Here is a 20105-nt window from a genome sequence, read left to right on the forward strand (position 1 = left end):
AGCAAGCTGAAGGCAGCCTGAAGCGACCTGAAGATCGCTTCAGGTTCGATTTGGGAGGGTGGGCCCATGCGCTTGCTGATCGTGGAGGACGAGAAGAGACTCGCCGTCTCCCTGGCCAAGGGACTGACGGCCGAGGGCTTCGCCGTGGACGTCGTCCACGACGGGCTCTCGGGACTGCACCTGGCCGGAGACCGCGCCTACGACCTCGTCGTCCTCGACATCATGCTGCCCGGCATGAACGGCTACCGCGTGTGCGCCGCGCTGCGCGCCGCGGGCAACGACGTACCGATCCTGATGCTCACGGCCAAGGACGGCGAGTACGACGAGGCCGAGGGCCTGGACACCGGCGCGGACGACTATCTGACCAAGCCGTTCTCCTACGTCGTGCTCGTCGCACGGGTGAAGGCACTGCTGCGCCGCCGGGCCTCTCCCGGTGCCTCGCCGGTCCTGCGGGTCGGCGGCCTCGCCGTCGACACCTCCGCCCGGCGGGTGTTCCGCGGCGAGGACGAAGTGGCGCTCACCGCCAAGGAGTTCGCGGTCCTCGAACAACTCGCCGTCCGGGCGGGCCAGGTGGTCGGCAAGCCGGAGATCCTGGAGCACGTCTGGGACTTCGCCTACGACGGCGACCCCAACATCATCGAGGTCTACATCAGCGCGCTGCGCCGCAAGCTGGGCGCAACCACCATCCAGACGGTACGCGGCGCGGGTTACCGCCTGGTCACGTCATGAGGCGCCGCCCGCTCGGCTCCGTGCAGGCCAAGACGGTGCTGGGCGCGACCGCCGTCGTGACCGTGGCGATGGTGGCCGCCGGGATCGCGGTCCTCCTCTCGCTCGGCGCCAACCTCACCGAGCAGGCCCAGAGCCAGGCCAACGACACCGCACGCCGCGTCGCCGTGACCGTCGCGACCCGCAAGGCGGACGCCGCGCTCTACTCAGGGCTCGCCCTCCCCGACGACGCGCCCGTCCAAGTGACCACCACCGACGGGCGGTTGCTCGCCGCGAGCAGGACCCTGGAGAAGATCAGCGGCACGGGAGTGCCGGACGTCAGGCCGCGTGGGTCTGCGCCCGAGCCGACACCCACCGTCAGTCCGACCTCGGCACCGACGCCGCCACCGACCGTGTCGCCGAGCGGGACCGCCGACGACCACGGCGGCGCAGGCGGCGGCCGTGGCCGGGGCAAGGGCGGGCGCGACGGCGACGCGCAGGAGACGACCCCCAGCGGCCGGGGGAGCGACGACCACGCCACGCCCACCGGCACCGCCGACCCCGTCGTCGGCGAGATCAGCGGCACCGTCCAAGAGGGCGCGGGACACGCCACGTTGGACGGCCGCGGCGCCGCCTACCGCTTCGCGACGGTCAAGGCCACCGACCTCGCGGGGCAGACGGTCCTGGTCCACGCGGGCGCCTCGCTCGCGGCGCGCGAGAGCGCCGTGCGCACCACCACCGTGGTCATGCTGGCGGGACTGCCCGTCCTGCTGACGGTCGTCGGCGGCGTGACCTGGCTGGTCACCCGCCGCGCACTGGCGCCGGTCGCGGGCATCCGCCGCGAGATGGCCGCCATCACGGCCTCGGAGGACCTCTCCCGGCGCGTGCCGGAGCCCGCGGCGCACGACGAGGTGGCCCGGCTGGCCCGGACCACCAACGAAACGCTCACCGCCCTCGAAGCGTCCGTCGAGCGGCAGCGCCGCTTCGTCGCCGACGCCTCGCACGAACTGCGCAGCCCGATCGCCTCCCTGCGCACGCAGCTCGAAGTGGGCTCCGCGCACCCGCAGTTGCTCGACGTCCCCGGCGCCGTCAAGGACACCGTGCGACTCCAGCAGCTCGCGGCCGACCTGCTGCTGCTCGCCCGCCTCGACGCGGGGGAGACCCCGACGCAACGGCCGGTCGATCTGGCCGCGTTGGTGCGCGAGGAGGCCGAGGGGCGAGCCGCCGACCGTACGCCGGTCGCCGTCGACATCGGTCAGGACGCCGCCTTGGGAGCGGAAGTCAACGGGTCACGGGGCCAGTTGGCCCGGCTCGTGCGCAATCTGCTCGACAACGCCCAACGGCACGCGCGCACCGAGGTCACCGTGTCCGTACGCCGCGGGGACGGCCGGATCGTGCTCGCGGTCGCCGACGACGGCGCAGGCGTACCGGAGGCCGAGCGCGAGCGGATATTCGAGCGGTTCGTACGGCTCGACGAGGCCCGCAGCCGGGACGACGGCGGGGCCGGACTCGGCCTGGCCATCGCCCGTGACGTGGCGCACCGGCACGGCGGCACGCTCACTGTCGGCGCCGCGCCGAGCGGCGGCGCCCGTTTCGAACTCCGGCTGCCGGCCGCCGATGTGTGACCCCGTCAGTTCCGGGTCAGTTCCACGGCATGCGCGAGCGGTGATCCCAGTACGCGGCCGGTGTCTGCGCCAACTCGGTGACGAGACGGCCGAGTTGCGCGTCGTCGAGACGGACGTCGGTCGCGCGCAGATTCGAGGCCAGTTGGTCCTCGGTCGCCGCTCCCGACAGCACCACGTCGACCCACGGCTGACGCAGGGCGGCGGCCAGCGCCAGAGCGTCGTAGGAGGCTCCCGTCGCCTCGGCGACCGGAGCCAGCACCGCGTCCAGTCGCGGGTCGCGTTCGGCGAGACGCCCGTTGGCGAGACCTTCCTTGATGATGACCGTACGACCCGCCTCGTGCGCCTCCGCCAAGGCGAGGCCCGCCGACGGCTCCAGGACATTCCAGGTGGACTGGACGCTGCCGAACACCGGACGCCCGTCGACGCCGACATCGAGGGCGGCGCGGATCGCGTCACCCTGCCGGGGCCCGCTGGTCGAGATGCCCACGGCCACCCCCTGATCGGCGAGCGCGACCAGCCGCCGGTGCAGGACGGGATCGGTGAGAGCCGGGCTGTCCGGTGTCACCGAATGCACCTGGTAGAGGTCGAGCCGGTCGCCGAACAGCCCGCGCGTCTCGGCGAGTTGACGGTCGTAGACCCCGACGCTGTGGTCCTTGACCTCATGGGTCTCCGCGTCGACCCGCCAGTCCGCCGTATAGGTGTAACCCCACTTGCTGCCGACCATCACCCCCGGCCGGTCACCGCCCGCGTCCAGCCACTCGGCCAGGAACTCCTCGGCCCGGCCGTACGAGCGCGCCGCGTCGAAGTAGCGCACGCCGCGCGCGTACGCGAAGTCCAGCACCTCGTGCGTCCGCCGTCGCATCGCCGCCACGTCCCGGCCCGGCGGCAGATCCCGCTCCCGGCCGAGATTGATGTATCCGGGCCGCCCGAGAGCGGCCAGGCCGAGGCCGATGCGGTGGGGTACGTCGGCGAGCGACGGCGGCTGCGTGACCATGCGACGGCTCCTGACCGTGGGGCGACTGCGACTGCGACTGCGACTGCGACGACGAGGACGGCTGCGGCCGTGCGGCGCGGGCGTACACCCGCGACATCCCGCCCACCCGCATGATCACCGTACGTCGCCCGCCGCCGCGCCCGTCACCCGCCGCACCGACCGGGCCCGCACCGGCCGTGGCCGCTCCGGCCCGCACCGTCCTTGTCCGGCCCGGACCGTACCGCCCCGGCGTACCGCCCTACGGCTTCGCCCCGTCCGACCAGCGGTAACACAGCTCCGGGCGGCCGACCTGCCCGTACTGCGGGCTGCGGACCGCGAGCCCGGTGTCGACCAGGTGCTCCAGATAGCGGCGGGCCGTGATGCGCGAGACCCCCGCCGCCTGGGCCGCCGAAGCCGCCGACAAGCCGCCGTCCGCCGCCGCCCGCAAGGCCGAGGTCACCGCTTCGAGGGTCGGACCGCTCAGCCCCTTCGGCAGCACGGTGGCCTGCGGACTGCGCAGCGCCCCCAGCACCCGGTCCACCTCGTCCTGCCCGGACGCCTCACCGCCCGCCGCGTCACTGCGGTAGCGCGCCCAGCGCTCCAGCCGGTCCCGCAGCGAGGGGAAGGTGAACGGCTTGAGCAGGTACTGCACGACCCCGAGTGAGACGGCCTGCCGTACGACCGCGAGATCCCGCGCCGAGGTCACCGCCACCACATCGGCGCTCTGCCCCGCGCTGCGCATCCGTCGTACCAGGTCGAGACCGTGGCCGTCGGGCAGATGGAGGTCGAGCAGCACCAGGTCCACCGGCTGCCGGTCCAGCAGGCGCAGCGCGGCGCCGCCGGTGTGGACGACGGCCGCCACCGCGAAGCCGGGCAGCCGCTCGACGTACATCCGGTGCGCGTCGGCCGCCACGGGATCGTCCTCGACGACCAGGACCCTGATCACGCGCGTGCCTCCTGCCCCAGCGGCAGCCGTACGGTGAACTCCGCGCCGCCGCCCTCGGCGCGGTCGAGGCCGACCGTGCCGCCCGCGCGCCGCGCGGCCTGCTCGACCAGGGCGAGGCCGAGGCCGTGGCCCTCGCTCTTGGTGGTCCAGCCGCGCCGGAACACCTCGCGGATGGTGGCGGGGTCGACGCCGCGCCCGGAGTCGGTGACCTTCAGCAGCAGCTCGTCCTCCTCCACCTTGGCCCGTACGGTGACCGACGGCCGGCAGCCGCCGCGGGCGGCGCCCTCGACGGCCGCGTCGATCGCGTTGTCTATCAGGTTTCCCAGCACGGTGACCAGGTCGCGGGCGGTGAGCGCGGGCGGCAGGACCCCGTCGTCGATCCGGCTGTCCTCGGTGACGGTCAGCTCCACTCCGCGCTCGTGGCTCTCGGCGGCCTTGCCGAGCAGCAGCGCCGCGAGCACCGGTTCGCCGACCGCCGCCACCACCCGGTCGGTGAGCGCCTGGGCGAGTTCCAGCTCGGAGGTGGCGAAGTCCACCGCCTCCTGCGCGCGGCCCAGTTCGATCAGCGACACGACGGTGTGCAGCCGGTTGGACGACTCGTGGGCCTGGGAGCGCAGCGCCTCGGCGAAGCCGCGCACCGAGTCCAACTCCCCGGTCAGCGCCTGGAGATCGGTGTGGTCGCGCAGGGTGACCACGGTGCCGCGGCGCTCGCCGCCGCGTACCGGCGAGGTGTTCACGACCACGACCCGCTCGGACGTCAGGTGCACCTCGTCGACCCGCGACTCGGCGGCCAGCAACGCGCCGGTCAGCGACACCGGCAGGCCGAGCGTGTCCACGTACCGGCCGACGACCTCCTGCTCGCCGAGGCTCAGCAGCTCGCGCGCCGCGTCGTTGCACAGCGCGACCCTGCGGTCGGCGTCGAGCAGGATCAGGCCCTCGCGCAGCGCGTGCAGCGTCGCCTGGTGATAGTCGTACATCCGGCTCAGCTCCGTCGCGGCCATCCCGTGGGTGTGCGTGCGCAGCCGTCGGTTGGCCGCATACGTGCCGAGGCCGCCGACGACGAGCGCGGCCAGCGCCACCGCGACCAGGGCGGTGAGCTGCTTGCGGACCTGCTGGCTGATGGTGTCGACCTTGATGCCGACGCTCACCAGCGCGACGATCCGGTCGCCGGAGCGTACCGGCGTCACGACGCGCACCGAGGCGCCGAGCGAACCGGTGTACGTCTCGGTGAACGTCTGCCCACGCAGGGCGGGGCCGATGTGGCCGAGGAAGTGTTTTCCGATCAGCGACCTGTCGGGATGGGTCCAGCGGATGCCGTGGGTGTCCATGATCGTCACGAAGTCCACGCCCGCGTCCGCGGCGACGCGGTCGGCGTACGGCTGGAGGGCCGCGGTGGGATCGGCGGAGCGCGCCGCCCGCACGACGGTGTCGGAGTCCGCGACGGCGGTGGCCGCGGCGGAGACCCGGTCACGGGCCGCGTCCTCGGCCCGGCTGCCCGCGTTGACGTACGCCAGCACGGCGCAGCCGCCGACCACCAGGGCCACGATCACCACCTGCACGGCGAAGAGCTGACCGGCCAGGCTGCGCGGCCGGGTCCGAGTGCGGCGGAAGCGGCTCAGTCCGGGCACGGTGAACCGCGCGGCCGGGCTCGCCGCGCCGGACTGGTGCGTCGGTCCGGCCGCCGCGCTCGACGTGGGGGGTATGGCGGGCATGCACAACAGTGTGCACGCCAACCCGCGAACTCAATGAACGCAAACGTGACCTGGCTCACGCCCCGAGCGCATAGTCACCGGGACCTGTCCGATCGCGGGCGCTCGGGACGGCGCCCGCGGACCGAGGGAGACGAAGGTGTCAGCCCAGGCCCCCAGCGACGTCACGAGCCGTCGAGACCATACCCACTACCTCTACACCGCCGTCATCCTGGCGACGATAGCGGGCGCCGTGCTGGGCCTCCTCGCGCCCGGTGTGGCCGTCGAGCTGAAGCCGATCGGCACCGGCTTCGTCAATCTCATCAAGATGATGATCTCGCCCGTCATCTTCTGCACACTCGTGCTCGGCATCGGATCCGTCCGCAACGCCGCCAAGGTCGGCAAGGTCGGCGGCCTCGCGCTCGGCTACTTCGTCACCATGTCGTTCGCCGCGCTCGCCGTCGGCCTGCTGGTCGGCAACATCCTGCACCCCGGCAGCGGGCTGCACCTGACCGAGGCGCTGAAGAACGCGGGCCAGGCCCAGGCCACCGACGCCCCCACCGAAGGCGTGGACTTCGTCCTCGGCATCATCCCGACCACCCTGGTCTCCGCCTTCACACAAGGCCAGGTGCTGCAAACGCTGCTGGTGGCGCTGCTCGTCGGCTTCGCCCTCCAGGCCATGGGGCCGGTCGGGGCGCCCGTGCTGCGCGGCGTCGGGCACATCCAGAAACTGGTCTTCCGCGTCCTGTCGATGATCATGTGGGCGGCCCCCGTCGGCGCGTTCGGCGCGATCGCCGCCGTCGTCGGCTCTGCGGGTGTGGACGCGCTCAAGGCGCTGGCCACGATCATGATCGGCTTCTACGTGACCTGCCTGATCTTCGTCGTGGCCGTCCTCGGCGCGGTGCTGTGGCTGTTCGCCAAGGTCAACCTCTTCCACCTGCTGCGCTACCTCGCCAGGGAGTTCCTGCTGATCGTCTCCACGTCGTCGTCGGAGTCGGCGCTGCCGCGGCTGATCGCCAAGATGGAACACCTCGGGGTGAGCCGGCCCGTCGTCGGCATCACGGTCCCGACCGGCTACTCCTTCAACCTCGACGGCACGATGATCTATCTGACGATGGCGTCGCTGTTCATCGCCGACGCGATGGACCAGCCGCTCTCCCTCGGCCAGCAGATCTCGCTGCTGCTGTTCATGATGATCGCCTCCAAGGGCGCCGCCGGGGTCTCGGGCTCCGGCATGGCCGTGCTCGCCAGCGGACTCCAGTCGCACCGTCCCGCGCTGGTCGACGGCATCGGTCTGATCGTCGGCATCGACCGCTTCATGAGCGAGGCCCGCGCCGTGACCAACTTCGCGGGCAACGCCGTCGCCACCGTCCTGATCGGCACCTGGACGAAGGAGTTCGACCGCGACCGCGCGCGGCGGGTCTTCGCGGGAGAGCTGCCCTTCGACGAGTCGACCCTGTCCGACGAGGACGAAGCCTCCGCGCCGTCGGCCACGCCCGGCCAGCCCGTACCCGGCCGGCCCGCGCCTGATCAGTCCGCGCCCGAGGGAGCCCTGGTCAAGAAGGAGACCGCCGCCCTCTGACCTCCCGCGCCCTCCCGAACGGCCCCGTCGGAACTCCCCCTTCCGGCGGGGCCCGCGTGTGTGCCCGGCACCGCGATGGAGACGCTGATCCAGTCCAAGCCCGACGTCATCGTGGTGCTGCCCTTCGACGGCGCCCAGCTCACGGCCACCGGACGCAAGGCCATGCAGGCCGGTATCCCGGTGGTCAACCTCGACCGGCAGTTCTCCGACGAACAGGCGTTCCGGGTCCTGATCAAGGGCGACAACTACGGCATGGGCGTGGCCGCGGGTCACTTCATCGGCAGCCGCCTCAAGGCGGACGGGAAGACCAACGCGACGATCGCCGAGATCGCCGGGATCGACAATCTGCCGCTGACCCAGGACCGCAGCCGCGGCTTCAAGGAGGCCCTGGCCACGTACGGCATGAGCGTCAAGCACCGCGTCTCGGCGCAGTTCACCATCGACTCGGGCCACCAGGTCACCTCCGACCTGCTCCAGGCGGCACCGAAGCTGGACGCGGTGTGGAACCACGACGACGACCAGGGCGTCGGCGTGCTCGCCGCGGTCAAGCAGGCCGGGCGGGACGAGTTCTTCATGGTCGGCGGGGCGGGCTCGCGCAAGGTCATGGAGCAGATCCGCGACGACAACACGGTGCTCAAGGCCACCGTCACCTACAGCCCGACGATGGCGGGCTCAGCCGTCTCGCTCGCCCGGCTGCTGGCCAACAACCGCGGCATGGCCGACCTGACGGAGCTGGGCGTGCCCAAGGAACTGCGGCTCGCCTCGGAGACCATCACGCAGTCCAACGTGGCGGACTACCTGCCGCTGGGCTTCTGACCCCGGCGGCTCCCCTTCCTTTCACCGCGCGCTTGCGCGCGCCGAACCCCGATGAGCAGGGAGACCACATGACCACTCAGCGGCTACGCGTCGGCATGGTCGGGCACGCCTTCATGGGCGCCGCGCACTCACAGGCCTGGCGTACCGTCGACCATGTCTTCGACCTGCCCGCCCGCGTCCATATGGCGGCGCTGTGCGGTCGCGACCCCAAGCGGGCCGCGACCGCAGCCGAGCGGCTCGGCTGGGCCGAAAGCACCGCCGACTGGCGGGAGTTGATCGCCCGCGACGACATCGACCTGATCGACATCTGCACACCGGGCGACAGCCACGCCGAGATCGCCGTCGCCGCGCTCGCGGCGGGCAAGCACGTCCTGTGCGAGAAGCCGCTCGCCAACTCGGTGGCCGAGGCCCGCGCGATGTGCCGGGCCGCCGACCGGGCGCGGGAGTCGGGCGTCCGCGCCATGTGCGGCTTCACCTACCGGCGGGTCCCGGCGCTCGCGCTGCTGCGCCGCCTCGTCGCCGACGGACGGCTCGGCCGCATCCGGCACGTACGCGCCGTGTATCTCCAGGACTGGATCGTGGACCCGCGGTTCCCGCTGGTGTGGCGGCTGCGGCGCGAGCACGCCGGATCGGGCGCGCTGGGCGACATCGGCTCGCACATCGTCGACCTCGCCCAGCACCTGACGGGCGACCGGCTGTCGGGCGTCGCCGCGCTCAGCGAGACCTTCGTGCCGACACGACTGCTGCCCGGAGCCGTGCCCGCCGCGCGGGGCGAGGTGACCGTGGACGACGCGACGGTGTTCCTCGGCCGTTTCCACGGCGGCGCGCTGGCCACCTTCGAGGCGACCCGTTTCGCCACCGGCCGCAAGAACGCCCTGCGGATCGAGATCAACGGCTCCCTCGGCTCCGCCGCCTTCGACCTGGAACGCCTCAACGAACTGGAGTTCCTCGACGCCGCCCAGCCACCGGCGGAACAGGGCTTCCGCCGCATCCTGGTCACCGAACCCGACCACCCCTACCTGTCGGCCTGGTGGCCGCCGGGTCACGGACTCGGCTACGAGCACGCCTTCACCCACCAGGCCCGCGACCTGGTCACCGCCATCGCGGAGGGGCGCGACCCCGAGCCGTCCTTCGCGGACGCCCTGGAGGTCCAGCTCGTCCTGGACGCGGTCCAGCGCAGCGCCGAGCACGACGCCGCCTGGACCCCGCTCCCTGCCCGTACCGCCGAGAACACCGGCCCCGGACCGGGACCGAAGCCCACCGACCGGGGGCAGTGACCGAAGGAACGGCCCCTCGCGGCTACGCGGGCGCGGCGGCGCTCAGCCCGCCGCGCCGAAGCGGTCCGCGCCCTCCACCGTCAGGGTGTCCGGAGCGTCGGCCCCCGCCCGGCCGTCCGCGTCGAGCCGTACGGCCAGCGGCTGTTCGCCGACCCGCAGACCGCTCATGGTCAGCGGGCCGAGACGGCCCGCCGCCAGCGGGGACATCCGCAGCGACCCGCCGGGCACATCGGCCTCCAGCCCGAGCGCGGCCTGGACCAGCAGGACGGCGGAGGCCGCCGACCACGCCTGCGGACGGCAGGCCGCCGGATACGGGGCGGGCGCGCTGTCCAGCTCGGAGCCGTGCCCGGCGAAGAGCTCCGGCAGCCGTCCGTCGAAACCGGCGGACGCGGCGATCAGGCCCTCGGCCAGCTTGGCGGCCTCGCGGGGGAATCCGGCGCGGACCAGGCCGTGCACCGCGATGGCGGTGTCGTGCGGCCAGACCGAGCCGATGTGGTAGCCGAACGGGTTGAAACCGGTGGAGTCCGTGCTCAGCGTGCGCAGCCCGAAACCGCAGTCCAGCTCGGGTCCCGCGATCCGGGCGGCCAGCAGGGCGCTCTCCCGCGGGTCCAGCAGCCCGGTGCCCAGCAGGTGGCCGAAGCCGGAGGTCACGGCGTCCACCGGACGCTTGTCGGCGTCGAGGGCGACGGCCGGGTAGCGGCCCTGCTCGTCCTCGACCCAGAAGCTCTCCCGGAAGCGGCTGCGCAGCCGGTCCGCCCACTGCTCCCAGCGCTCGGCGCCCGGCCGGTCGAAGGCCCGCAGCAGCGCCGCGCCCGCCATCGCCGCCTCGTAGCCGTACGCCTGGACCTCGCACAGCGCGATCGGCGCCTTGGCGAGACGGCCGTCGCGCCAGCGGATCGAGTCGCCGGAGTCCTTCCAGCCCTGGTTGGCGAGCCCGTGGCCGGTGGTGTCGATGTACTCCAGCAGCCCGTCGCCGTCCGCGTCGCCGTACGTGGCCAGCCACTCCAGGGCGGCCTCGGCGTGCGGCAGCAGCTCGCGCACCTGCCGCGGGTCGAGACCCCAGCGCCACGCGTCGTGCAGCAGGATCACCCACAGCGGGGTGGCGTCCACGGTGCCGAAGTACACCGGCGGGAGCTTCGCGCCCTCGGCCAGGTGCAGGGTCTCGCGGCGCACCTCGTGCAGGATCTTGCCGGGCTGCTCCTCGGTACGGGGATCGGTGACGGTGCCCTGGCGGCGGGCCAGCGTGCGCAGCGTCCCCGCGGCCAGGTCCGTGCCCAGCGGCAGCAGCATCCGCGCCGCCCACAGCGAGTCCCGGCCGAACAACGTCAGGAACCACGGCGACCCGGCGGCCAGGAAACGGTCCTCGGGATGCAGCGGGTCCGACAGAAGCAGCCGCTCCAGGTCGCCCACCGACCGGGCCAGCAGCCGGTCCAGACGGCCGTCGGCGCTGCGCAGCTCGGTGGGCGACCACGGTACGGCGTCCCGCGCGACGGCCGGGAACTGGTCCGGCTCCGCGTCGCTGACACCGCACTCGACCGTCGCCCGCCAGGTGCCGCCCGACGGCAGCTCCACGGTGTAACGCAGCTCACCGCTGTCGGCGTGGGCCAGCGGCTCGCGCGGTCCTGAACCGTCGCCGGAGTCCTGTTCCGGCATCGGCGGGCGGCCGGACGCCGGACCCGACACCGTACCGGCACCGGCACCGGCACCGGGAGCGGTCACGGCCACCGACACCGGCCGCAGCCGTACGGTCAGCTCGTCGTCGCCCCAGGTCAGCCCGGTGTCCTCGGCCCTCGCGGGGAGCGCGGCGACCGTGCGCCCGGACTTGACGTCGGTCATCCGCGCCAGGTCCGTGGCCGCGGCGACCACCACGTCGAGACGGATCCGCCGCAGCCCCGCGTTGACGATCTCCAGCTCCTCGCGGAGCGTGCCCGGCGCCACCGAGCGGACCCGGCGCAGCGTGACCGCGGGGTCGGCGGTGTGTTCCCCGACACCGCGCAGGATCGCGCGGAAGGCGGTCCTGTCGGCGGGGCCGAGGGTGTGGCCGACCGGGATCAGGGGGACGCCCTCGACCCGGACCGCCAGGCTCGACAGCACCCGGCGGTCGCCGTGGAAGAAGCCGTCCGCACCGGCGGAGATGTCCCCGCCTGGTCGGGACAGCACCAGGCTGGGCGCGTAGAGCGTGGTGCAGGCGTCGTGCAGGAAGGGCTGCAAGCCCTCGGTGACGACGTCCGTGGGAGACGGGTTCGCGGTGCTGTGCCCTTGGACGGCCGTGTTCACAGGGTGGTGCCTCTCGTCGGTGGACCGAGATGGTGCCTCAGAATTTGGATCGATCAAAATTCACTCTAACCCTTGCCAACCAGCAGTGAAAGGGAGTTTTATCGATCCATCGAAGATGCAGCGCCGCATTTCGAGTGGTGCGGCGCATGGACAACGGAGGCCGTGGTGCCGCGTACGACCAGCTCAGGCGGGCGCAACAACAAGCCGGTGACACTGGCTCTGGTCGCCCAGCGCGCCGGCGTGTCCGTACAGACCGTGTCCAACGCGCTGAACTCGCCCGATCTGCTGGCGCCCCGCACGCTGGAGCGGGTCCGTGAGGCGATCACCGAGCTGGACTACCGGCCGCATCAGGCCGCCCGCTCGCTGCGCACCCGGTCCAGCCGGCTGATCGGCTATGCCATCCAGCCGACGTTCGCGGGGGAGTCCACCCCCGTGCTCGACGACTTCCTGCACGCGCTGTCGGACTCCGCGGACAAGGCGGGGTACCGTGTGCTGCTGTTCGCGGCGCGGTCCGGCGCGGACGACGAGGTCGACCGCTACGACGCGCTGCTGCGCGACCACTCGGTCGACGCGTTCGTGCTGAGCAACACCCACCGCGGCGACCGGCGCCCGGCCTGGCTGCACAAACGTGGCGTACCCTTCGTGGCGTTCGGCCGGTCCTGGTCGGCCCGCGACACCGGCGACTGGGTCGACGTGGACGGCGCGTACGGTACGTCGGCGGCCGTCGACCAGCTCGTGGCCGCCGGACACACCCGGATCGCCTTCCTCGGCTGGCCGCGTGGCTCGGGCGTCGGCGACGACCGGGCCGCGGGCTGGCGAGAGGCGATGCGGCGCCACGACCTGCCCGTGCGTGACCTGCGGGTCTCCTCGGTGGGAGACGTGAACGCGGCGCGGGACGCGGTGGCGCGGGTCCTGCCCCGCGTGACCGCGGTCGTCACGGCCAGCGACACCCTGGCACTGGGCTGCTACCGGGCGCTGCGGGACAGCGGCCGGACCCCCGGCCGGGACGTGGCGGTGGTCGGATTCGACGACTCCCCGGCGGCCGGTCTGCTCAGTCCTGGCCTCAGCAGCGTCCGTCAGCCGCTGGAGGAGGTCGGCCGGGTCTGCACCCGGCTGCTCATGGCGCGCATCGGCGACCCGCAGGCCGATCCCGAGCATGTGCTGCTGACGCCGGAGCTGATCGTCCGGGAGAGCTCCGCGGCGGGACCGTCCGCCGCGACGTCGCCCGACGACCGGCCGTCGGCCCCCTAGTTCCCGACGGACCGCCTGGTCCGAAGGGTTGAAGGACCGTGGGGTGACATGGACCGCGCCCCACGGTCCTGACCTGGCAGACCGGACACGTCTGTCACGCCATAAAGCTACAAAGCGATAAAGCGGCACGGCCACGCTGGCCCACCGCATCGGGCGCCCTCATCGCCCGGCTCGCGGAGTTCCGTAGGTTCCGGATGATCCGGACAGTCCTGGAGAGAAACGATGACAGTACGCAGAGCCGCGACCGCCACCGCCGTGTGCGGGGTGTTCTTGGTCGCCGGGTGTTCGTCCAACTTCGGCAGCGACAGCAGCGGCAAGCAGGACTCGGGCGGCAAGCAGAGCCTCACGGTGATGATCGGCTCCTCGGGCGACAACGAGACCAACGCCGTGAAGCAGGCCGCGACCGCGTGGGCGAAGAAGACCGGCAACACCGTCTCGGTGATCGCCGCCCAGAACCTCGACCAGCAGCTCGGCCAGGCCCTCGCGGGCGGCAAGCCGCCGGACGTCTTCTACGTCGGCTCCAGCGTCTTCGCCAACTACGCCAAGGGCAACTCGCTGTACGCCTACGGTGACCAGCTCTCCGACAAGGACGACTTCAACAGCGCGCTACGCGCGTCCTTCACCTACGACAACAAGTTCGTCTGCGCGCCCAAGGACAGCTCCACGCTGGCGCTCGCGGTCAACACGGCCATGTGGAAGGAGGCCGGGCTCACCGACGCGGACTACCCCAAGACGTGGGACGACCTGGAGAAGGTCGCCAAGAAGCTCACGACGAAGAAGACCACCGGTCTGGTCGTGAACGCCTCGTACAACCAGCTCGGCCCCTTCATGAAGCAGGCCGGCGGCTGGGTCACCAACGCCGACCAGAGCAAGGTCACCGCGGACAGCCCCGCGAACGTCGAGGCGCTGACGTATGTGAAGAAGCTGCTCAACGAGGGCGTGATGAAGTTCCCCAAGCAGGTCGACACCGGCTGGGGCGGTGAGGCACTGGGCACCCAGAAGGCCGCGATGACCATCGAGGGCAACTGGCTGACCGGCGCGATGACCGCGGACTACCCGAAGGTCGGCTACAAGGTCGTCCCGCTGCCCGAGGGTCCCAAGGGCAAGGGCACGCTGTCCTTCAGCAACTGCTGGGGCGTGGCCAACAAGAGCGCCCACCACGACGCGGCCGTCGATCTGGTGAAGGCGTTCACCACCGTCGACCAGCAGTTGTCCTTCGCCGACGCCATCGGTGTGCTGCCCTCGCGCGACAGCGCGCTGGCGACGTTCAAGGAGAAGCACCCGGCGAGCGTGGCGTTCGCCGACGGCACCGCCTTCGCGCAGGGTCCGGTGACCGTCCCCGGCTTCACCAAGGTCCTGGCCCAGTTCGACACCGACCTGTCCGGGCTGGCCACCGGCGATCCCAAGAAGATCCTGTCCAGCCTCCAGACCAACGGCGACCAGGTACTCAAGAGCGACAACTGACCGTACCGGCCGGGCAGCACCGCGGGGGCAGGAGCAGGAGGAGAAAGAGATGAGCCAGCACGGCAGCGGCGCCGTCGCCGCACCGGCGGGGCCGGGAGCCCCGCCGGGAGGCACGGGCACACGGGGCGCCCGCGGCGGCGGGACGGCGAGCGCCGGTACGCGCCGCGGTCCCCGCTTCGGCGGCGGGCGCCGCGACCGGGCGATCAAGGGGCATCAGGGCCTGTGGGGCTGGCTGTTCGTCAGCCCGATGGTGGTCGTGCTCGGCCTCTTCCTGCTCCTGCCCATCGGCATGGCGCTGTGGGTCAGCCTGCTGCACTGGAACGGGCAGTCGAACCCCTTCAGCGGCGCCGCCGACTTCGTCGGGGTGCGCAACTACTCCGATCTGCTGACCCGGCCGGGTCAGGACCGACAGCTCTTCATGACGTCGATCCGCAACAATCTGTACTACGTCCTGCTGGTCGTCCCCGTCCAGACGGCCCTGGCCCTGGCTCTGGCCGTGGCGGTCAACAGCCGCCGCGTCAAGGGCAAGAGCCTGTTCCGCACGGTCTTCTACTTCCCGTCCGTGACCAGCTCGATCGCCATATCCACGGTGTTCCTGTTCCTCTTCCAGGGCAGCGGCGCGGTCAACGCGCTGCTGAAGTGGGTGGGCATCACCGGACCGAAGTGGTTCACCGACGCGCACGGCCTGGTGTGGACCGTGCTCGGCGGCCTCGGCATCGTCGACCCGGACAAGCCCGTGCCCGCGCTCGCCGCGCACGGCTTCCTCGGACTGTCCTGGTGGGACTGGCTGGCCGGGCCCTCCATCGCGATGTGCACCATCATCATCCTCGCGATCTGGACCAGCTCGGGCACGTACATGCTGATCTTCCTCGCCGCGCTCCAGGACGTACCCGCGGAGCTGGAGGAGGCCGCGCTGCTCGACGGCGCCAACCGCTGGCAGTCGTTCCGCAACGTGACGCTGCCCGCGCTGCGCCCGGTGCTCTTCCTGGTCGTCACCCTCGGACTGATCGGCACCTGGCAGGTCTTCGACGCGGTGTACGTCATGAGCCAGGGCGCACCCGCCAACACGACCCTCACCCCCGCCTACCTGTCGTACACCGCGGGATTCCAGGACGCCGACTACGGGCGCGCGGCGGCCATCGCCTTCCTGCTGCTGGCGATCATCCTGGTGATGACGCTGGTGCAGCGCGTCCTGCTGCGCGACCGCGACGCGGTCACACGATTCAGCCGACTGCGGGCGCGGCTGGTGCGAGGGAGGACGTCATGAGCGCCGGGACGATGGAACGACGCTCCTCCGGCCGGTCAGCGAAAGGCCGTCCCGGCGGCCGGTCCTCCGGCAGCCGGGTGCTGCGGATCGTGGTGTACGGGCTGCTGATCGGCATGGGACTGCTGTACGCCCTGCCGTTCTTCGTCCAGATCGCGACCTCGCTCAAGACGGACCCGGACGCGGCGGCCCATCCCCTGTCGCTGCTGCCGAACCCGTTCTCGCTGGACTCCTACCGGCGCCTGTTCGGCCTCGGCGGCACCGGCGACGCGGTGCCGTTCACCCGCTGGCTGGCCAATTCGATCGTGGTCACGGTCTTCATCACCGCCGGACGCGTCTTCTTCGACTCGCTCGCCGGATACGCCCTGGCCCGGCTGGACTTCCGGGGCCGCAACCTGCTGTTCAACGGGCTGCTGACGATCATGTCGGTGCCCGGCGTGGTCCTGCTGATCCCGAAGTTCCTGGTGCTCAACCAGCTCGGGATGTTCGACAGCTACGCCGGAATGATCGTGCCGCTGCTGGTCGACGCGGCCGGGGTGTTCATCATGCGGCAGTTCTTCGTGTCGGTGCCCAAGGAAGTTGAGGAAGCGGCGCGGATCGACGGCGCGGGCGTCTTCCGCACCTTCTGGTCGGTCGTCCTGCCGATGGCCAAGCCCGCGCTGATCACGCTGACCATCCTGTCGTTCCAGGGCTCCTGGAACGAGTTCACCCACTTCCTCGTCGCCACCCAGTCCCCGCAGTACGAGACCCTCACCACGGGCCTGGCCCACCTGGTCTCCGGCGGCCTCAGCGCGGGTACGCAGTATCCGCTGAAGCTCACCGCGGCCCTGCTGTCGACGATCCCGGTCGCGCTGCTGTTCTTCGTCTTCCAACGGCACTTCGTCCGCAGCGCGAACTCGGGCGCGGTCAAGGAGTAGCTTCCCGACCCGCACTCCGCACCCCGCCCACGGCCTCCGGGCCCCTCAGCCCCCCCGGCGGGCGCCCACCTGACAGGGCGCCCGCCGGGTGTGGTGTGCCGGCGTCCGCGTCGGGCCGCCGAGGGTGCGGCGGCGCGGCGGGGACGCTTCGGCCGGCGCCGAAACGATCCGGTCGTAGCGTCGGGGCCATGAGGCATCAGACGCATGAGTTCGACCGCTGGGCGGACGTGCGGGCGGCGCTCGCCGATCCGGCGCTCGTACCGGAACCGCCGGCCGGGGACGTCGGGTCCGCCGGGGCGAGCGTGGCGTGGCTGCGGTCCGCCGTCGCCCGCTTCAGCTCCGGGCGGACGCACCGCCGACGGCGCGCTCTGGTCGAGGCGGAACTCGCGCGGCTGGAACCCGTGACGCTACGGGACGCGGCAGCCGCCGAGGGCTCGGAAGGTTCGGAGGGCTCGGAAGGTTCGGACAGCGAGACACGAGTGCGGGTGGTGTGTGTCCTGGCCGAAGCCCTGGGGATGCCGGAGCCCGGCGCGGTGGCGGAGGAGTCATCGCGACACGCGCTCGCCCTGGCAGAAGGGCTGCTCCGGCGCCCGCTCACCCCCTTCGCCCGCCTGCACCACCAGGCCGCCCCGCTGCTGCTGCCCAACGCCTGGGACTACGCCAGCGCGGCCGCCCTGGCGGCGGACGGCTTTCCCGCCATCGGCACCTCCAGCCTGGGCGTGGCCGCGGCCCTCGGCCTGCCGGACGGCGCCGCCGCCACCGCGGACGCGACCGTGGCCCTGGCCCGCCGACTCGGCCGCGGCTCCTTCCTGTTCACCGTCGACGCCGAGGGCGGCTTCAGCGACGACGTGGCCGAAGTCGTCGCACTGGCCGAGCGGTTGTACGCGGCGGGCGCGGCCGGGATCAATCTCGAGGACGGCCGCGCCGACGGCACGCTCGCCCCCGTCGCCCTGCACGCCGCGAAGATCACCGCCGTCAAATCCGCCGTACCGGCGCTGTTCGTGAACGCACGCACCGACACCCACTGGCTCGGCCGCGAGCAGGACACGACCTCGTCCCGCCTCGCGGTCTACGAACAGGCCGGTGCGGACGGGGTGTTCGTCCCCGGACTGTCGGACCCGGACGAGATCACCGCCCTGACGTCGTCCCTCGTCGTACCGCTGAACATCCTGTACGCGCCGAGCGGACCGCCCCTCGCCGAACTGGCCGCGATGGGCGTACGCAGGGTCAGCCTCGGCTCCCTCCTCTACCGAGGAGCCCTGGCCTCGGCGGTCTCCACCGCGACGGCTGTCCGGGACGGGCGGCCGACGGATCTCACCGCCCCCTCGTACGCCGAGGTCCAGCGGCTAGGGAACCCGGGCGAGTAGCGCGTAGAGGTTGACCTGCTCGGCCGGTACGGGGGCGTCGCCGGGGCCGGGGCGCCAGTCGGCAGGATTGACGACACCGGGGGAGACGACGTCGAGTCCGCCGACGAGCGCTTCGATCTCGGCGCGCGAGCGGGCGCCGCCGTCCGTGACGTCCTCGCGGTACAGCCGGACGAGGGCGTCCATGACCTCCGGCGCCCAGTCGCGCGTGATGTGCGTGAGGGTGAGATGCGAGCCCGCCGCCAACGGCCCGGTGAAGGCTTCGACCAGCCCGCGCGCCTGGGCGTCGTCCGCGAAGAAGTGCAGCAGCGCGTTCATGCCGAGCGCCACGGGCCGAGTGAGATCGAGGACGCCGGCGATCTCCGGACGCTCGTACAGCGCCGCGCCGTCGGTGACATCGGCCTCCACGTACACGGCCCGGCCCTGCGGTGTGCTGGTCAGCAGTTCGGCCGCGTACGCGCGGACGGCCGGGTCGTTGTCGACGTACACGACACGGCAGGCGGGGTCGACGGCCTGCGCGCTCTCGTGCAGATTCGGGTATTCGGGCGTACGGGTCGGGATGCCCGATCCCAGGTCGAGGAACTGCGTGATCCCGCGGGAGCCGACCAGATACCGCACCGACCGGTCGATGAACCGCCGGTTCACGCGCGCGCTGGTGATCAGATGCGGATTGACGTCCAGCATCCGCCGTGCGGCGGCGCGGTCGGCGGCGGTGTGCAGGGTGCCGCCGAGGTAGAAGTCGAGCATGCGTCCCGCGTGCGGCCTCGCGCTGTCGGCGTCCATGGACGGCGATTCTCCCGGAGTCCTCAACTCGCGCCGCCGGGCGCCCAGCCCTGGCGGCGCAGCACCGCTGACACGTCCGGGGCTTCGTAGTGCTCCCCCTTGAGCACCTTGCCGTCGGCCCGGCGCGAGACCTGTCCGTCGGGGCCCAGCTTGGTCATGTTGGACCGGTGGATCTCGGCGATGACCGCGTCGAGGTCGATCCCGTGCACCAGGGCCGTGCCGTACGCGATGTAGACGACGTCGGCCAGTTCGTGCGCCAGATGGTCCAGCGGACCGGTCACCGAGACCTCGGCGACCTCCGTCGCCTCCTCGGCGAGCAATTCCCCGCGATGCGCGGCGAGAGCGGGCGACACCTCCGTCGGCGTATCGCGGACGTCGAGTCCGAAGGCGCGGTGGAACGCGCGGACCAGGTCGGCGGGTGAGGAAGCGCTCATGCGCCGACTCTAGCCAACCGCGTTGTCGACACGGGCTGTTGGTGTTCGCCACCGCCACCGCCACCGCCACCGCCACCGCGGCCCGCCCGCCCGGTCCCGGTCCTCGCGCCCCGGAGCGCGCGGACGGTCCGCCGGTCGGCGCCCGCGACGCGCTACGTGACCTCGCCCGACTGTCCGGTGGCGTGCGCGCGCCGATGGGCCGCGACGCGTTCGCGGGTCGCGCATCGGCGTGAGCAGTAGCGGCGTTCGGGACCGCTGCCCTGCGCGAGGAAGACGTTCCGGCAACTGGGGGAGGCGCAGATCCCGCCGGGCGGGCGCTGGCGGTCCCAGACGAGAACGGTCAGGGCCATGCACGACGACGCGAGGAGCCATTCGTCCCAGGGGGCTTCGTCGTCGTGGTCGAGGTGCGGATGCCACGGCGTGCCGTCGCCGTGCGAGGACAGGCGCAGCGGTCCCGTGTGGTCCTTGAGCAGGCGGTTGAGGACGGCCGCGGCGGCGTCGGCGTCCTCGGCGGCGAAGGCGGGTCGCAGCAGGGCGGCGGCCGCGCGCATGGCCGCGACGTCGCCGGTGGTCAGGTCGATCGGCTCCGCCTCGCCGTACGCGCGGAGCGTGTCGGCGACCCCGGCCGGGTCGGGGCGCTCGTCGGCGAGGACGTTGAGCAGGGCGGCCGTCCGCCGCGCGGTGGCCAGCACCGAGTGCCGGGTGGACCAGTCGTCGCTTTGGGAGGACATCCGTCGAA

General features: G+C 72.3%; 17 protein-coding genes. 10 read left to right on the forward strand and 7 right to left on the reverse strand.

The window, feature by feature from the left end:
• The first annotated feature begins 66 nt into the window (after positions 1-66).
• Both ACIQCJ_RS26325 and ACIQCJ_RS26330 read left to right on the forward strand, forming a co-directional pair.
• The gene (locus tag ACIQCJ_RS26325; protein ID WP_391051825.1) at positions 67-729 is read left to right on the forward strand and encodes a response regulator; all 663 of its coding nucleotides are present in this window, start codon (positions 67-69) and stop codon (positions 727-729) included.
• Complete coding sequence (locus ACIQCJ_RS26330; RefSeq protein WP_402712704.1) at positions 726-2330, forward strand: sensor histidine kinase; 1605 nt, start codon at positions 726-728, stop codon at positions 2328-2330. The genes ACIQCJ_RS26325 and ACIQCJ_RS26330 overlap by 4 nt, the downstream gene beginning before the upstream one ends.
• Positions 2331-2346: 16 nt before the next feature.
• Here ACIQCJ_RS26330 and ACIQCJ_RS26335 read toward each other — a convergent pair whose 3' ends face one another.
• From ACIQCJ_RS26335 to ACIQCJ_RS26345, 3 genes are all read right to left on the reverse strand, one after another.
• Entirely contained in the window at positions 2347-3324 is a 978-nt protein-coding gene (locus ACIQCJ_RS26335; RefSeq protein WP_402712705.1) for an aldo/keto reductase, read from the reverse strand.
• A 238-nt stretch (positions 3325-3562) separates the two neighbouring features.
• Positions 3563-4249 carry a response regulator gene (locus ACIQCJ_RS26340; protein WP_391051816.1) on the reverse strand — a complete coding sequence of 229 codons (687 nt, stop codon included), beginning with the start codon at positions 4247-4249 and terminating at the stop codon, positions 3563-3565.
• Positions 4246-5961 (reverse strand): ATP-binding protein, encoded by a 1716-nt coding sequence (locus ACIQCJ_RS26345; RefSeq protein WP_402712706.1) that lies wholly within the window; start codon positions 5959-5961, stop codon positions 4246-4248. The genes ACIQCJ_RS26340 and ACIQCJ_RS26345 overlap by 4 nt, the downstream gene beginning before the upstream one ends.
• A gap of 136 nt (positions 5962-6097) precedes the next feature.
• Here ACIQCJ_RS26345 and ACIQCJ_RS26350 point away from each other — a divergent pair, with 136 nt between their 5' ends.
• The 3 genes from ACIQCJ_RS26350 to ACIQCJ_RS26360 all read left to right on the forward strand — a co-directional run bounded on the left by ACIQCJ_RS26350 (position 6098) and on the right by ACIQCJ_RS26360 (position 9612).
• Entirely contained in the window at positions 6098-7519 is a 1422-nt protein-coding gene (locus tag ACIQCJ_RS26350; RefSeq protein ID WP_402712707.1) for a cation:dicarboxylate symporter family transporter, read from the forward strand.
• Positions 7520-7579: 60 nt separating this feature from the next.
• Positions 7580-8335 (forward strand): substrate-binding domain-containing protein, encoded by a 756-nt coding sequence (locus tag ACIQCJ_RS26355; protein ID WP_401857895.1) that lies wholly within the window; start codon positions 7580-7582, stop codon positions 8333-8335.
• Between the two features lie 68 nt (positions 8336-8403).
• Complete coding sequence (locus ACIQCJ_RS26360; RefSeq protein ID WP_402712708.1) at positions 8404-9612, forward strand: Gfo/Idh/MocA family protein; 1209 nt, start codon at positions 8404-8406, stop codon at positions 9610-9612.
• 42 nt (positions 9613-9654) lie between these two features.
• Here ACIQCJ_RS26360 and ACIQCJ_RS26365 read toward each other — a convergent pair whose 3' ends face one another.
• Complete coding sequence (locus tag ACIQCJ_RS26365; RefSeq protein ID WP_402712709.1) at positions 9655-11889, reverse strand: glycogen debranching N-terminal domain-containing protein; 2235 nt, start codon at positions 11887-11889, stop codon at positions 9655-9657.
• Positions 11890-12054: 165 nt separating this feature from the next.
• Here ACIQCJ_RS26365 and ACIQCJ_RS26370 point away from each other — a divergent pair, with 165 nt between their 5' ends.
• The 5 genes from ACIQCJ_RS26370 (at position 12055) to ACIQCJ_RS26390 (ending at position 18152) form a co-directional block, all read left to right on the forward strand.
• The gene (locus ACIQCJ_RS26370) at positions 12055-13140 is read left to right on the forward strand and encodes a LacI family DNA-binding transcriptional regulator (protein WP_401314143.1); all 1086 of its coding nucleotides are present in this window, start codon (positions 12055-12057) and stop codon (positions 13138-13140) included.
• Between the two features lie 222 nt (positions 13141-13362).
• A complete protein-coding gene (locus tag ACIQCJ_RS26375) occupies positions 13363-14604 on the forward strand; it encodes an extracellular solute-binding protein (protein WP_355343536.1) in 1242 nt (413 codons plus the stop codon).
• A 49-nt stretch (positions 14605-14653) separates the two neighbouring features.
• Positions 14654-15871, forward strand: a complete 1218-nt coding sequence (locus tag ACIQCJ_RS26380) for a sugar ABC transporter permease (protein ID WP_355343533.1) — start codon at positions 14654-14656, stop codon at positions 15869-15871.
• Positions 15868-16785: a carbohydrate ABC transporter permease gene (locus ACIQCJ_RS26385; RefSeq protein WP_355343530.1), complete on the forward strand. Its 918-nt coding sequence runs from the start codon at positions 15868-15870 to the stop codon at positions 16783-16785. The genes ACIQCJ_RS26380 and ACIQCJ_RS26385 overlap by 4 nt, the downstream gene beginning before the upstream one ends.
• A gap of 188 nt (positions 16786-16973) precedes the next feature.
• A complete protein-coding gene (locus tag ACIQCJ_RS26390) occupies positions 16974-18152 on the forward strand; it encodes an isocitrate lyase/phosphoenolpyruvate mutase family protein (protein WP_402712710.1) in 1179 nt (392 codons plus the stop codon).
• Here the strand turns inward: ACIQCJ_RS26390 and ACIQCJ_RS26395 are convergent.
• The 3 genes from ACIQCJ_RS26395 to ACIQCJ_RS26405 all read right to left on the reverse strand — a co-directional run bounded on the left by ACIQCJ_RS26395 (position 18132) and on the right by ACIQCJ_RS26405 (position 20097).
• The gene (locus ACIQCJ_RS26395; protein WP_402712711.1) at positions 18132-18932 is read right to left on the reverse strand and encodes an SAM-dependent methyltransferase; all 801 of its coding nucleotides are present in this window, start codon (positions 18930-18932) and stop codon (positions 18132-18134) included. The two genes, ACIQCJ_RS26390 and ACIQCJ_RS26395, sit on opposite strands and share 21 nt — an antisense overlap.
• A gap of 23 nt (positions 18933-18955) precedes the next feature.
• Positions 18956-19366 carry a MazG nucleotide pyrophosphohydrolase domain-containing protein gene (locus tag ACIQCJ_RS26400; protein WP_402712712.1) on the reverse strand — a complete coding sequence of 137 codons (411 nt, stop codon included), beginning with the start codon at positions 19364-19366 and terminating at the stop codon, positions 18956-18958.
• A 152-nt stretch (positions 19367-19518) separates the two neighbouring features.
• Positions 19519-20097 (reverse strand): CGNR zinc finger domain-containing protein, encoded by a 579-nt coding sequence (locus ACIQCJ_RS26405; protein WP_402712713.1) that lies wholly within the window; start codon positions 20095-20097, stop codon positions 19519-19521.
• Positions 20098-20105 lie beyond the last annotated feature (8 nt).

The sequence above is a fragment of the Streptomyces sp. NPDC093221 genome, from assembly GCF_044753885.1.
Classification (GTDB): Bacteria; Actinomycetota; Actinomycetes; order Streptomycetales; family Streptomycetaceae; genus Actinacidiphila.

What these genes read in the sequence shown, in the direction of transcription:
- ACIQCJ_RS26380 (WP_355343533.1), top strand. Translation starts at nt 14,654, where the DNA reads ATGAGCCAGCACGGCAGCGGCGCCGTCGCCGCACCGGCGGGGCCGGGA.
- ACIQCJ_RS26395 (WP_402712711.1), bottom strand. Translation starts at nt 18,932, where the DNA reads ATGGACGCCGACAGCGCGAGGCCGCACGCGGGACGCATGCTCGACTTC.
- ACIQCJ_RS26360 (WP_402712708.1), top strand. Translation starts at nt 8,404, where the DNA reads ATGACCACTCAGCGGCTACGCGTCGGCATGGTCGGGCACGCCTTCATG.
- ACIQCJ_RS26325 (WP_391051825.1), top strand. Translation starts at nt 67, where the DNA reads ATGCGCTTGCTGATCGTGGAGGACGAGAAGAGACTCGCCGTCTCCCTG.
- ACIQCJ_RS26405 (WP_402712713.1), bottom strand. Translation starts at nt 20,097, where the DNA reads ATGTCCTCCCAAAGCGACGACTGGTCCACCCGGCACTCGGTGCTGGCC.
- ACIQCJ_RS26390 (WP_402712710.1), top strand. Translation starts at nt 16,974, where the DNA reads ATGAGGCATCAGACGCATGAGTTCGACCGCTGGGCGGACGTGCGGGCG.
- ACIQCJ_RS26375 (WP_355343536.1), top strand. Translation starts at nt 13,363, where the DNA reads ATGACAGTACGCAGAGCCGCGACCGCCACCGCCGTGTGCGGGGTGTTC.
- ACIQCJ_RS26385 (WP_355343530.1), top strand. Translation starts at nt 15,868, where the DNA reads ATGAGCGCCGGGACGATGGAACGACGCTCCTCCGGCCGGTCAGCGAAA.
- ACIQCJ_RS26345 (WP_402712706.1), bottom strand. Translation starts at nt 5,961, where the DNA reads ATGCCCGCCATACCCCCCACGTCGAGCGCGGCGGCCGGACCGACGCAC.
- ACIQCJ_RS26400 (WP_402712712.1), bottom strand. Translation starts at nt 19,366, where the DNA reads ATGAGCGCTTCCTCACCCGCCGACCTGGTCCGCGCGTTCCACCGCGCC.
- ACIQCJ_RS26335 (WP_402712705.1), bottom strand. Translation starts at nt 3,324, where the DNA reads ATGGTCACGCAGCCGCCGTCGCTCGCCGACGTACCCCACCGCATCGGC.
- ACIQCJ_RS26330 (WP_402712704.1), top strand. Translation starts at nt 726, where the DNA reads ATGAGGCGCCGCCCGCTCGGCTCCGTGCAGGCCAAGACGGTGCTGGGC.